At 62.6% G+C, this 12,295-nt stretch carries 13 protein-coding genes and 1 pseudogene; 8 read left to right on the forward strand and 6 right to left on the reverse strand.

Annotation, left to right across the window (positions count from 1 at the left end; translation table 11 throughout):
- Positions 1–111: 111 nt before the first annotated feature.
- The 5 genes from FDZ84_RS29230 to FDZ84_RS29250 form a co-directional block, all read right to left on the reverse strand.
- A complete protein-coding gene (locus FDZ84_RS29230; protein WP_168588484.1) occupies positions 112–1,263 on the reverse strand; it encodes an NUDIX domain-containing protein in 1,152 nt (383 codons plus the stop codon).
- Between the two features lie 84 nt (positions 1,264–1,347).
- Positions 1,348–1,689, reverse strand: a complete 342-nt coding sequence (locus tag FDZ84_RS29235) for a hypothetical protein (protein WP_168588485.1) — start codon at positions 1,687–1,689, stop codon at positions 1,348–1,350.
- Between the two features lie 132 nt (positions 1,690–1,821).
- Positions 1,822–2,406, reverse strand: coding sequence for an adenylate cyclase (locus FDZ84_RS29240; RefSeq protein WP_168588486.1), 585 nt, complete (start codon positions 2,404–2,406; stop codon positions 1,822–1,824).
- Positions 2,407–2,557: 151 nt separating this feature from the next.
- Complete coding sequence (locus tag FDZ84_RS29245; RefSeq protein WP_168588487.1) at positions 2,558–2,950, reverse strand: response regulator transcription factor; 393 nt, start codon at positions 2,948–2,950, stop codon at positions 2,558–2,560.
- A gap of 928 nt (positions 2,951–3,878) precedes the next feature.
- On the reverse strand, positions 3,879–4,733 hold the full coding sequence (locus tag FDZ84_RS29250; protein ID WP_168588488.1) for an SAM-dependent methyltransferase: 855 nt from the start codon (positions 4,731–4,733) through the stop codon (positions 3,879–3,881).
- Between the two features lie 213 nt (positions 4,734–4,946).
- Here FDZ84_RS29250 and FDZ84_RS29255 point away from each other — a divergent pair, with 213 nt between their 5' ends.
- From FDZ84_RS29255 to FDZ84_RS29275, 5 genes are all read left to right on the forward strand, one after another.
- Positions 4,947–6,119, forward strand: coding sequence for a transcriptional regulator (locus tag FDZ84_RS29255; protein WP_168588489.1), 1,173 nt, complete (start codon positions 4,947–4,949; stop codon positions 6,117–6,119).
- An 11-nt stretch (positions 6,120–6,130) separates the two neighbouring features.
- Positions 6,131–6,859: a 5-formyltetrahydrofolate cyclo-ligase gene (locus FDZ84_RS29260; RefSeq protein WP_168588490.1), complete on the forward strand. Its 729-nt coding sequence runs from the start codon at positions 6,131–6,133 to the stop codon at positions 6,857–6,859.
- A 118-nt stretch (positions 6,860–6,977) separates the two neighbouring features.
- On the forward strand, positions 6,978–7,136 hold the full coding sequence (locus FDZ84_RS41125) for a helix-turn-helix transcriptional regulator (RefSeq protein ID WP_168588491.1): 159 nt from the start codon (positions 6,978–6,980) through the stop codon (positions 7,134–7,136).
- 51 nt (positions 7,137–7,187) lie between these two features.
- Complete coding sequence (locus FDZ84_RS29270; protein WP_168588492.1) at positions 7,188–7,505, forward strand: hypothetical protein; 318 nt, start codon at positions 7,188–7,190, stop codon at positions 7,503–7,505.
- A gap of 95 nt (positions 7,506–7,600) precedes the next feature.
- On the forward strand, positions 7,601–8,374 hold the full coding sequence (locus FDZ84_RS29275; protein ID WP_246868516.1) for a transposase family protein: 774 nt from the start codon (positions 7,601–7,603) through the stop codon (positions 8,372–8,374).
- Positions 8,375–8,644: 270 nt separating this feature from the next.
- Here FDZ84_RS29275 and FDZ84_RS29280 read toward each other — a convergent pair.
- Positions 8,645–9,056: pseudogene (locus FDZ84_RS29280) on the reverse strand (HAD family hydrolase); the annotation flags it as partial.
- Between the two features lie 542 nt (positions 9,057–9,598).
- On the opposite strand from FDZ84_RS29280, the gene FDZ84_RS29285 reads away from it, so the two are divergent.
- The 3 genes from FDZ84_RS29285 (at position 9,599) to FDZ84_RS29295 (ending at position 12,290) form a co-directional block, all read left to right on the forward strand.
- Positions 9,599–9,934, forward strand: coding sequence for a hypothetical protein (locus tag FDZ84_RS29285; protein WP_168588493.1), 336 nt, complete (start codon positions 9,599–9,601; stop codon positions 9,932–9,934).
- A gap of 819 nt (positions 9,935–10,753) precedes the next feature.
- Entirely contained in the window at positions 10,754–10,948 is a 195-nt protein-coding gene (locus FDZ84_RS29290) for a hypothetical protein (RefSeq protein ID WP_168588494.1), read from the forward strand.
- A 130-nt stretch (positions 10,949–11,078) separates the two neighbouring features.
- The gene (locus FDZ84_RS29295) at positions 11,079–12,290 is read left to right on the forward strand and encodes a hypothetical protein (RefSeq protein ID WP_168588495.1); all 1,212 of its coding nucleotides are present in this window, start codon (positions 11,079–11,081) and stop codon (positions 12,288–12,290) included.
- The last annotated feature ends 5 nt before the right edge of the window (positions 12,291–12,295 follow it).

The following is a 12,295-nucleotide window of genomic DNA, read 5'->3' on the forward strand; positions in this document are numbered from 1 at the left end:
TAGGAGCGCCATAGGAGAGGAATCATCGAATTCCATTCTCTGGGGGCATCGAGGATGTCTGACGCGGCTGGCCTTTCGGTGACAATGCGCGTCGCGATCCTGGTCAACGCGTCACGCGGCTGCTCGCTGTGGCGTGGAGCTCACTCCAATGCCGTGTTGGAAGGTGATGTGTTCGCCCTGTTCGATGTCGTTGAGTCGTTCGAGTTCTCTGGGGTCGAGCGCGTCCGCGGCTTCTTCAGGCGTGGCCCACTTGTAGTCGGCGATCTCGGTGTGATCGGGGTTGATGGTGAGTTCCTCGGGGTCGATGTGCCCGGCATCGAACGTAAAAATGATCTTGTTGCTGCCGTCGCGTCGGGTCTCTTTGTGTGACCAGGCGGTGTTGAGCAGGTCGTGTTTGCTGAGGTTCAGGGTGATGCCGAGCTCTTCGTGGATTTCGCGGACGGCGGTGGCAGCGGGATCTTGCGGGAAGAAGGGGTGGCAACGTCCACTGGGTAGGTAGTACTTGCCGTGATCGCTGGGGCCGGTGGCGATCAGAATGCGGTCGTCGAGGTCTCGGATGAGCATCGCCCCTCGTACGGTGAGCCTGGGGTTGGTGTCGTGGTCCTCGGAGATCCAGGTCCGCAGGGTCTGGGCGGCGTCGATGATGGTCGCCGCGGCGCGGTAGCGGTCGGGTCCTGCGGGGGCGTACTCGACTAGGTCGGCGTGATCGGGGTGGACCAGCATCGCCGCGCACCCTTGCTTCAACGCGGCTTCGACATCGTCTTCGAGCTGGTCTCCAATGTGGATGATCTCGTCGAGGTACACTTGGTGATCGTCGGCGATGTGAGTGAAGGCCTGGTAGTGGACTCCCTTGGCGAAGCCGGTCTCGCAGGAGATGTAGTAGTCGTCGATGATCCCGGCGAACGCGCGCTTGACGGTCATCGTCTGGTGTGTGGCGGCTGCGGTGGCGTTGGAGTTCAGGACGATCCGGATGTCGGGGAACGCATCGCGGATTGCCATCAGTGCGAACTGGGCACTCGGATTCACACGCAGATCGCCTTGGTTATCGACGATGTCACGGACGGTGCTGATGTCGAGTTCGAGGTCAGATGCCACCGTGCCGATCACCTGGTCGGTGATCTCGGGGGCGCAGTGCAGGCGAGTGCGGACGGTTTTCGCCACGATGTCCCCGGGCAGATCGGCTGCGTCGCGGAGGGCGGCGGTGAGGCTGGGGCCGGTGGCAAGAGTGTCGCCGACGTCAATGGACAGAAGCCGCTTCGGCATCAGTGGTTCCTTCTCTCGTGGGTGGGTGAGCTGGTGAGGTTGCTGACCAGCCGGCCATTGCAGGAAGATCCGGCGTGGGAGTCGTCAGGATCGCTTTTTCCGCATCAGGGCAGCCTTCTCGATCGCGTTGATCACCTGGTGGAGTTGCACGCGGTCGGAGAGCCAGCCGTGGACGGCTTCGGTGACGTGGGGAAATCGGGGTTCGGCGAGCCGGTGCCCGAGATTGTTGCCGAGCCACCCAGGGCCCCGCATTCGCCACGTGTCGATGTCGTCGGCGTGGACCTGGTCGCACAACATCTCGCGGATTCGCCAGACGGCCCATTCGGACCGGCCGACCTGTTTGACGATGTGGTAAGGCCGGACGCCGTCAAGCAGTAACTGCTCGATCCTGGCGCGTTCCTCGGCGGGGATGGGAGGGGGTGGCATCGCCGCATCACCTCGTGGTCAGGGAGACAGCGACCCGTGCGATCGCGTTCACCAGCAATGCCACTCCGCAGCCGATCGCACATCCACGACAGCCGGCTTGTTGACCGCCGTCATCGATGATCAGCGGGATGATCAATGAACTGCCGTCCAAGGAAGCACTCCTGTCTCTGCTGGTTCGCGTTCGTGGGCGGTGAGATGTTCCAGTACGAGCTGCGGGTATGGCCGGGGTTCGATCCGGCAGTCGGACAGGCCGAGCGAGTGCTCGGCGGCGGCCAGCCGCTGTTCCGCGTTCGTCACGGTGGAGGCGGTGACCTTGGTCTCGGTGAAGCAGCTGTGGAGGTCGGTGAGTTCGTCGACGGTGACGGTGATGGTCTCTCGCACGTGCTGGAACAATGTTCGGACTTTCTGGACCCGGACCAGGCGGTGAAGGCCGAGTGCGCACAGCAGCTCGTTGGCGGCCACAGCCTGGTCTCCGGAGAGCAGCACGACGCTGGCCGTCAGGTGCGTGACCCCAGTGGTGTGGTCGTGTTCCGCGGCTGCCCTGGTGCGCGTGATCTCGGCGTAGCCGTTGCGCTGGCGAACCCGGGTGCCGTCGCTGTAGTAGGTGTCGACCTCGAAGGCGCGATACAGGCGGTGAAAGTGGAGTTCGGTTAACCGTTGGGTGAAGGCATTGCCATCACCGCCGGTCAGTTCGTGCGTGCGCTCGCGATGGAACATGGATGTCGCCCTTGCGGTCACAGGGAGTGCAGCAGCAGCCTGCAGCGGCCTTGGAGAGATGCGTTCGCCGACTGGCTAGAGCGTGCAGCGTGGCGGTCATCCGAGGGGCGGCGGCCCGAGTGCGGCTAAACCGCGGTCCTCTTCCCCGGACTCATGTCAATTCGAGGTCCAGTTCTGGTTCTGGCGATTTGGCTTGCTGCTTTCTTTGAAACGGGAAATGATCCCTTCCTAGCTTCACCTGGTGCAGGTCGAGCTGACGACCAGCCCATCCCGGACGGAAAATTCCTACTTCGTAGGCGAGAACGACGAGCTCCGCTCTGTAGTGGAGGTCAAACTTCCGAAGCAACTTGTAAATTTTCGTTTTGATTGTGTGCTGAGTAAGGAAGAGCGATTTTGCGATTTCCGCATTGTTCATGCCGGCAACGACGGCGAAAATCACCAGTTTCTCCGCTGGTGAAATTCTACTAAGGTGCCACGGCTGAAAACGGCTTCGTGAATCGCGGGCTGCAGAGCTCATCTGCTCGACCTGGGACGAGTGCGTCACTGGTTTTACCTTTCGCAATATGTGCTGAAGGACGCTTCCGCTTCGGGGCAGCCAGAGCGGCGGTCATGCGGTCGACGTTCGTGTCGGCGACTGCGGCGAACAGGTGTTCGCCACCAGACCACCCATGAGTCGGCAGTTCCGGAGTGGGTGATGAACATGTGCGCGATCCCGCCGTCGTCGGAACAACTGTGGTACCGCACATTCGGCATCGCTCTGTATAGCGCTGTGCGGAAGTCGCCGAGGTACACCGGAGGCAGCAGCGTACGGTGGTGCTGCTGCCCTCACGCTTCTTCCAGCGCGGATGACGGGTGCTCCATCACGAGCATGTCGATCGACCTCGAATACCAGATTGTCGGTGAGCGGGATCCTGGGAAGTAATCCGGTGGCGTCTTGGCGATCCATCAGCCGTGTGGCGGTCAGCGGTTCGCGGCTGAGGAGATGCCTGATCGCCGTTCCGCGCGATCCATATGCCGCGCGGGGTTACTGGTGGCACTGAATAGCGGCGCGGAGATTCAGACGACACCGGAGGTCGAAAGGGCTGGCTCATCGTCACACGCACTCGGCCGGTTCCGGCGCGGCGGCCTCCGGGGTCGGTTCGTTGGCTCTCCGCTCAGCGGCGCATACGTCGCGCTGGAGCAGTGGAAATCCGTGAATGCACTCCAACCCTGCGGGGCCTTGGGATTTCCAGCTGGAGCAGCAGTGCCCGGACTTGGTTGCCCGCCGCCGCCGAGCTGAGCTTGGCTGCAGCGTTCCGATGAACGGCAGATGTCCCATTGGTCTGCCTCTCGTTGAGATCACGGGTGTATATGCCTTCCTGTATCTTCTGTTTTGCCAAGGCAATATCAGTGGCGTTCACAGTGACCCCAGCCAATTGAATAGGTTCTCTGCCACGAGCCGCCTCGGTCCCGCGCGACAGGGTCAGGTACGGCTACGGTTTACGGGCGAGTCCACATAGGATCAGGTTCTCCATGCCGTGCGGCTCCCGCTGGCGTGGCCCTTCGGGCCACCAGTCACGAACGAGCCCGACGGGCGGTAGGTCAGAGTCGGGCGAGGCAGGCACGAGTTCCAGTCCGTCGAAGTAGGATTCGATCTCCTGGCGTGTGCGGAACCGGCTCGTTCCCATCGAACTGGTGCGGAAGCGACGCTCGATCTCATGCGCCAACGCAGACAGGGCACTTCCGTCGGCGGGATCGTAGAAATGAGTCAACGCGACATACGATCCCGTCGGCAGCGCATCGATGTAGGCGGCCATGATCTCCCGCGGCCGGTCGTCGTCCTCCAGGTGATGCAGGGTGCAGCACTGCAACAACGCGACAGGACGTTCGAAGTCCAGACGCCGCGTCACCGCTGGGTGCCACAGGAGATCGCGCGACTCACGCAGATCTGCGACAAGGAAATGGGTTCGCTCGTTTTCGACGAGCAGTGCTCGGCCGTGCGCGGCCACGATCGGGTCGTTGTCGACGTAGACCACGACCGCGTCGCGATTCATGCGCTGCGCCACCTGGTGGGTGTTCTCCGCGGTGGGCAAACCGGAACCGAGGTCGAGGAACTGGTCGATCCCGACGATGTTGGCCAGGTAGCGAATCACGCGGACCAGCCACCGGCGGCAGTCCCGCGCCAGCGGCCCTGCCTCCGGTGCGATGTCCGTAATGCGCTGGTGGACTTCACGATCCACCGCGTAGTTGTCTTTGCCTCCCAGGAAGCAGTCATAAACGCGCGCGATACTGGCCACGTGCGTGTCGATCCGTGTGGGCAACATGCCCTCATGGCCGGATACTGCCATCCGTCTGCTCCAACGTCTGCTCCTGGAAATGGTCGACACTCCGAAAAGGGGGCGAGCAGTGCCGGAGTCCCGCGCGAGATCGATCGGCGCTGCTCCATTGGTGTACATCCACAGCCAATCTGATCTGTGCGGAGCGGACCAGAGCGTTTACTGCGCATTTCGCGGCGGGCCATTCGAGTATCCTGCCCAGGTGGCGTCACGGGGAGTAGTCGCATGAACGCACGAAGAACCTTGCTGATTCGGCGGCGCAAGGCGGTGGGTCATTCGCAAGAGTCGCTGGCGGCGGCACTGCAGGTCGCTGTTTCGACCGTTGCCCGGTGGGAGAGAGGCGAGAGCGATCCCCGACCCTGGCAACGTCCCAAGCTAGAGGTCGAACTGCGGCTTTCCACCGCCGAACTCGACGAGTTGGTACCTGGCGCTTCACCAAGTGAGCGCGGCATGCGCGCTAGGTCAGACGGGGGATTGATCGACGGCCAGCCGAAGCATGGCGATGTGGTCACCGTGGCGCAGCTTCGGCGGAGGGTGTATGACCTCGACGGACGTTACGACCACATGCCGTCTCTCTCCCTACTGACGGATGCGGCACAGGCACTCGGGCAGATTGACGTCCTCGCCGAGCACAGCCGCTCCTCGTCTCGCCGTGAACTGCAGCGGATCGAAGCGACTGCGGCGACCCTGCTCGGCCAACTGGTGTGGGACGCTTCCCAACGCCGCGATCACCAGACAGCACGCCGCTACTTTGAGCAAGCGGAGCGTGCGGCCCGAGAAGTCAATGATCCGGTAGCTGAAGGTCATGCCCTGCTCCGGAACAGCTACCTGGCGCTTTACGGCGAGCATGACCCGGTCAAAGGGCTGCGGTTGACCGAACACACCGCTGCTGTTGCAACCGGGGCCAGCGATGTCATCACTGGCTTAGCTCAGCTCCACTCGGCTGAGGCCCACGCGATGGTCGGTGAAACCCGTCTCTGCGAAGTGGCACTGGCTGCAGCGGAGACCAGTTTCGGCCACGTCGCGGACACCGACGCGGCCGCACGCCTGTTCTCGCCGGTCCAGTTCGATCGGCTCGCCGGGTCCTGCTACTTGTTCCTCGGTGATCACCACCGAGCGGAGCGATTTCTCGGTACCGCGGCCACGGCAACGAGAGCACCAACGAAGTCCCGAGCTATCGTGCTGGGCAATCTCAGTCTCACCTACCTGCACAAACGTGATCTCGATGCAGCGGTGGTGACACTGCACGAGGCAATCGACGTGGTGGAAGCCAACCGCGGTGGCGGTGGCTTGAATCTCGTGTCCGACGCAGTCCGTAAGCTTCGCAGCTGGCAATCCGAACCCGTAGTCCGCGACATTTACGATCGGGTTCTTTCCTTGATGACTGCTACGCCCTGAGGAGTGAGGCCGTGCCGAACACCGACGTGAACGACCGAAAGAACAAGATCCGACAGCGAGTCTGGGATCTCTTGGATCGCGAAGGCGCCGTCCTTGGCGGTAGCTCGCACGGCCGTATTCCGAACTTCGTAGGCGCCGACCACGCAGCTGCTCAACTCGCGACCGTGGCAGCGTGGTACGACGCGGCCGTGGTCAAGGCAGTCCCTGACAAGGCCCAACTCCCGGCGCGCGCGCGGGCCTTGCGGGCCGGCAAAATCGTTTACATGGCGGTGCCGAAACTAGCTGCCCAGCAACCCTTCTACCTGCTCGACCCCGCCACGCTGACCGTTCCAGCCGAGGAGGCCGCATCCAGCCACACTGCGGCTGCCGTAGCGCGAACGGTCGGCGTCGACGAGCTACGACCGGTAAACCTGATCGTCTGTGGCAGCGTCGCGGTCAACCGTCAAGGTGTACGCCTGGGCAAAGGTGCTGGTTACTCCGACATCGAAGTCGCCCTACTCGCTGAAGCAGGTTTGATCGGACCGCATACCACGATCGTCACAACTGTCCATAGCTTGCAGGTCCTCGACCAGGACATTCCCGAGACCCGCCACGACTTCAGCGTCGACTTCATCGTCACCGCCGACGAGATCATCACTTGCGAGCCAGCCCGCCGTCCCACCGGCCTCATCTGGGACGAACTTTCACCAGAACAGCTCGCTGCGATGCCTGTGCTCCAGTCCTTCCACCGCAAGAGCTGACCACACATCCGCCGCAGACCAGGATTCCTCTGTCCTCCTGGAGAACCGCCGTTACTGCACATGTTGTAGCGAGGCCTCCCAGGAAGCATAACCGAGCAACATCACGGGAAGTAGTTACATGACCGCGCGAAGAACCTCGCTGATTCGGCGACGCAAGGCGGTGGATCATTCGCAAGAGTCGCTGGCGGCGGCACTGCAGGTCGCTGTTTCGACCGTTGCCCAGTGGGAGAGAGGCGAGAGCGATCCCCGCCCCTGGCAACGGCCGCATTTTGCATGAGAGTTGCGTATCTCGGTTGTCGAGATAGACGAATTGTTAGATTCCGCGGACTTGAACAAGACGGCGGTAGAGAATGATGTCGCGGTGTTGCGTTGCCTGGCGGACGTATATGACATGCCTGAGGACGGGCCAACCCGTGAAGTGCCGGAGCTGCTTCGCGCGACCAGCAGGACGGTGTCTGCTCGCCTAAACTCCGACTATACATTCCTATTGAACCATTTACCTGATCTGATTCCCGAGCTGACGAGGGCGATGCTGCAAAGCAGCGGTGCTTATCGGTGCAAGATCGCGAGCATGTTGGTGCAGGCGTACCGCGCGGCCGACGCGATCGCGGACAAGTTTGGGTTTTTGATCTATCGGGTCGTCTAATTGAGAGCATTATTCTGGCGGTTTGAATACCGGACAATAGGGCAACGGCCCCGACCTAGTAAGATCGTTTTCCGACCAAAGAACACGACTTACAGGTGGAGCCGTTGCGTTACCAGTCTACTACGGGGCTTGCTGCAGACCAGATCGAGGAGCTCGTCGTCCGCGTCTGGCAAATCGTCCAGTGTCGTGAGGAACAACTGTGGCCTCCGGTGGTGGGACTGTATCGCGCGGTGGTGCTCACCCTGGTGTATGTCCGGCAGAATTTGAATCAGGCGGCTGTGGGCGATCTATTCGGACTTAGCCAGCCGACCGTATCGAGGGTCTATCGGGGCATACTGCCGCTGATCGGAGAGGCGTTGTGCCTGCATGTTCCAGACCTCGAGGAGGCCATTCGTGGTCGGCTCGTCCTGGTCGACGGAACCGATGTGCCGACCGGCAACCGTGCTGGTCACGAGGACAACTACTCCGGCAAACGCCGCCGCGCGGGACTCAACATCCAGGTCGCGGCCGACACCGATGGCGGCCTGCTGGCCGTGTCCATACCGCTGCCCGGCTCCATGCACGACCGTAAAGCCTTCACCGAGTGCGGATGGGAAGATCTTCTCGCGGAGACACCGACCATCGCCGATCCCGCCTATCAGGGAACTCACGCCACCACCCCACGCAAGAAACCGAAAAACGGTGAGCTCTCCACGCGCGACAAGGAAAGCAACAATACAATATCTTCGATCCGATCAGCCGTTGAACGATGCATCGCACATCTCAAAAATTGGAAAATACTCGCAACCGGATACCGCGGACGCCTCGCGGAACTTCCCAACATCATCCGGATCGTCACATCACTCGAATTTTACCGCCGTGGATGGTAAAAGCCAGAATAACGCTCTGAGATCATGCGCTGGGCGGCTGAGAAGTCCGGCGATTTGCTCGCGACTGCGGTAGTCAGTTACGTCCGTGCTGAGACCTTCTTCGCCAGTGGTCAACTTGCTAGCGGTCGACGTATGCTCGAGCAGGCCGCCAACAACGTCTTGCCAGGAGTATCCAAACACGCCGCCGCGGCCTACGGGGCGCTACACATGCGCGCCGCCGTGATCGCTGCCCGTGCTGGCCTGTCCGAGTACGCCGAAGACCATTTGACGGGGATCAGGTTTGGCCACACCCCACTCCCCGCTCGTGGCGACCGCATCGGCTGGCAGCCGTAAAGCGCGCAGCAGTTCAGCGGCTCGCGCGGTCTGATTTCCAGCGTTCCCAACCCAAAGGCTCGCCTTACGCAGTGCCTGTAACGCGGGCCGCACATCTGGGTACAGGTCGGCTTCGTCAATCTGCTCACCGACTCCCGCGTCTTCGCGCCGCTGTCGTTCAACGTCCAGATCGAACCCTGGGTGAAAGACCTGGAATGTCTCGGCGTTGTTGCGCCCTTCCGCCGTCACGGTCCCCAAGACAGCCGAAAACGTGTGGCGAGGTACACCAATCCAGTCCGCCCACCTTTCCCCATTCCCGTGTGGCGTCAAGCAGCGTCTCCCCGACATCGAAGACTACCGACCGAATCATCAAGCTCGTCGCATCGACACCTCCAAGCAACCCCCAGCCTACGCACACACAACGGGCACGATCCAGACAGTGACTCCCGCAGACCATCTCGGCGCTCGCAGGGATGACGCATTCTCCCTACCGCAACGGTGCCGATGGCCACCAGCGGCGACCGGTGGGATCAGCTGGGCCGCCAACGACCCGAGCGTGCGGGGTTCCACGGCACCGTGGCCGGCATGACGAGCGTGGCAAGCCACGCCTTCGCTACGCGAAAGATGACTCAGCGTCTCGATCATGTTCGCCGGAATGCGTTGGAAACGCTCTGGTCCTCAACATCGGTATCGCGGTCTACTCCGAGTTCGGTAAGCCACTGGAACTGGGGGCCGGTTTTGTATCTGGGAGCCAACGAGACAGCCTTGATCAAGCACCCTGGTGTCGCGACGTTCGCGGTAGAGCGCCTTTCGCTCGTGCGGGGGCCACGATGATCCGATGCCTGGTGGCGTTGCTACGCCGCAAGAAGAACTGCGACGCCCGCTGGGCTCGATCGCTGGAGGACCCCGGTGGTGGATGACCCCTACGAGAAGGTCGCGGTGGCGCGGCATCGGACGGGAGCGGTGCGGTATCTGACGGTGGTCATCAGCGGCGACGAGCGCGACCAGCGAGCGCGCCGCATGGCCCGGGTCGGAGAGCATCGCGCGAACACGGGGTTGCCGCGCCCGATCTTTCTCGGCGGCGACGCGCACCCGCTCCTGCCGGTGCACATCACGACCGAGCACTACGAGCTGATGAAACTGTGGCACGCCAATCGCCTCACCATTGGCCAACTGATCGCCGGAAGTGACGAAGGCGTGGCGATGGCAGCCGTCATGGGCGGTCCTGGTGCGGTGATCGACCGGTGAGCCGGTTACGGCAGGCTGCCCACGCTCTGCGGGCCGTCGCGCGCCAGTTCCCACCCAGCACGATCGCTCTGCTCGACGACGACTTGGAAGCGTGCCTGGCGTTGGTGTCGGAGGTGCTGGCCACCAGCATCCGGCACGACGAGATTTTGAGGGTACTGGGACAGCTTCGTACCTCGCTGATCGGGGAACTCAATGAGCTGTCAGGTATGGCGAAACAAGCGCTTGAGGAGAAGGCAGCTGAGCTGGTCACAGAGGACGGTGCGGGGGAGGCGGCGGCTCCCGTGTCTCCCTCGCTCGGGCCGAAGGCTGAGCGGTTGCAGGGGCAGAAGCTTCCCCGGACCAACAACAGGGATGTGAACGCGGCGATCTCGGCGACGTCGGGGTCGCCGTGGGTGGTGGCGAAGCAGGGCAACAACCACATCGCGTTCCTGGGCCCGAACGGAGAGGTCGAGCGGTTGCCGAGCACCCCGAGCACGGGGACCACCATGTGGCGAGCATGCAGGGTCGCAACAACTGACGCACATTCTCGCAGCATTCCGTGTAGGAAACCCAGCAATCGGCCTCCTGCAAGAAGCAACATCCGAAGAATGGTGATCAGAAACCGCAAGTGGCGAGCTCCGGCTCGGCACACACTCGGTCGGACTGATGTCGCCGACGAGCAGATCCCAACCCATGCCCGGGGGTCACGTCGTGCCGAAGCGGGCGCTGGTCCACCGTTGGCGCTCGTGACGTCGGCCTGGCCCTTCTCCGTGCCCAGGGCACAGGTTTCGCCCTGCCGCGTCGGCTCCGCGCTCGCCGACGTCGTTTCAGGCATCGGAGATGACGCGCCTGGGACTCGCGGCGCTGGTCGCCGCGATCACCGTCGCCGCCCTGGCGGACCTGCTGCTCTGGCTGCGCCACCAGCGCGCTCACCAGCAGCCACCGACGGTGGCCGAAACCGTCGCGCAGCTGCGCGTACGCAAGACCCGCGAGGCCGACCGCGATCCGGAAACAACCCAGGTCATCAGACCTTAAGGCCATCTGGCGCCCTCAGCACGGCCCGGAGACCCCAGCCTTGGGCATCCGGGCCCGGGCGCCCAATGCGCTCTCCTCACTCACCGCTGCGCACAGGGGTATGGACACAACCGACCGAAGGGACCGAGTGATGACCGACCAGCGGACTGATCCGCAGAACCAGGACGAGGCATGGCTCGTTCTCGGACCGGTCCACCTCATTCACGGCACAGCTGCATTGGCCGCTGACGATGCCATCAGTCTGGTCTCAATCCCGCCTTCTGGGAGCTCCGCGACCGGCAACACCGTCGTCGTGTCCTGGTCCGACCTCGACCCGGCGTTCGTGGCGACCAGGACGATCGCTGGAGAAAAGCAGGCCGCGGACCACCTGGCTGAGTTGTTTTGCGATGGTCTTCCGGCACCCGGCCTTGTGCAGATGATCAGGCAGGCGGCCACCGCGCCGGCTCGATCGACTTGTGTTCCGCTGTTCTACCTCGCTGTTGACCCGGATGCCGATGGCTTCGCAGTCCATGTCTACAGCCAGATCCGGTTTCCCGGCCCCGATGCCTGCTTCCTGCGGATCACCGACAAGCCGCTGCGCACCAGCAATGTCGAGGATCTCGACTGGCTACCGACCGTCCTCGAATATCACCAGCAGCATGCTCAGTTCCTCAACAGCCATGAACGTCACTTCCAGAAGTGGCGGCCAGAACAGGAACTGGAGTTCAAGTACACGCTCGATGCCGAGGCGGACATTTACCGGCTGGCCGTCGATGTCCGGCACGCGATACACGATGGGCAGCTGCCGGATTTCATGCTCCGGTACCGCCACGAGTTCGAGTGCTGGGACGTCCTCAACGTCTTGTTCGAGGTTACCGGTCCACCGGATCAACGCGGCTACGTCTCCTTCATCCCCACTAGCGACGGCGCCTACGTCCAGAAGCAGAAGTGGTTCACCGATGATGCTGTGAGGCGCCGCGAGCGAGTGACCTACGGCGTCGTGCTCGACACTAGCCTCGAGGACTACGTCCAATCTGAACTCGGGCTTCAGACCAGAGCTCTGCCGAGTTTTCGGCGGGTGCGCTACGACGTCAATCTCGAATCTGCTCGCACCGGCACCTGTTTCGGCATCATGTTCGACCGCTGCACGTTACTGGACGCTCCAGAGCGGACGTTGGTCCAGTGCGAACTCGAGTACACCCGCAGCCGCACTCTGTCGCCTCCCACTGAACACGACGTCTTCTCGGACATGGAGGCCGTCGCGTGCTGGCTCGAAACGTTCCTGGGGCACCGGGAGCCGGGTGTGCAGCGCGGTGTGTATTCGAAGTTGAGCTTCTTGCGGGATGTCACCGCTTCCCACTGACGAAC

Source organism: Saccharopolyspora sp. ASAGF58 (assembly GCF_012277335.1).
Taxonomy (GTDB): Bacteria; Actinomycetota; Actinomycetes; order Mycobacteriales; family Pseudonocardiaceae; genus Saccharopolyspora; species Saccharopolyspora hattusasensis.

Bases quoted from the DNA above. Each gene is read 5' to 3' on its own strand.
- FDZ84_RS29230 (WP_168588484.1), bottom strand. From the start codon at position 1,263: ATGCCGAAGCGGCTTCTGTCCATTGACGTCGGCGACACTCTTGCCACC.
- FDZ84_RS29235 (WP_168588485.1), bottom strand. From the start codon at position 1,689: ATGCCACCCCCTCCCATCCCCGCCGAGGAACGCGCCAGGATCGAGCAG.
- FDZ84_RS29240 (WP_168588486.1), bottom strand. From the start codon at position 2,406: ATGTTCCATCGCGAGCGCACGCACGAACTGACCGGCGGTGATGGCAAT.
- FDZ84_RS29250 (WP_168588488.1), bottom strand. From the start codon at position 4,733: ATGGCAGTATCCGGCCATGAGGGCATGTTGCCCACACGGATCGACACG.
- FDZ84_RS29255 (WP_168588489.1), top strand. From the start codon at position 4,947: ATGAACGCACGAAGAACCTTGCTGATTCGGCGGCGCAAGGCGGTGGGT.
- FDZ84_RS41125 (WP_168588491.1), top strand. From the start codon at position 6,978: ATGACCGCGCGAAGAACCTCGCTGATTCGGCGACGCAAGGCGGTGGAT.
- FDZ84_RS29290 (WP_168588494.1), top strand. From the start codon at position 10,754: ATGACGCGCCTGGGACTCGCGGCGCTGGTCGCCGCGATCACCGTCGCC.
- FDZ84_RS29295 (WP_168588495.1), top strand. From the start codon at position 11,079: ATGACCGACCAGCGGACTGATCCGCAGAACCAGGACGAGGCATGGCTC.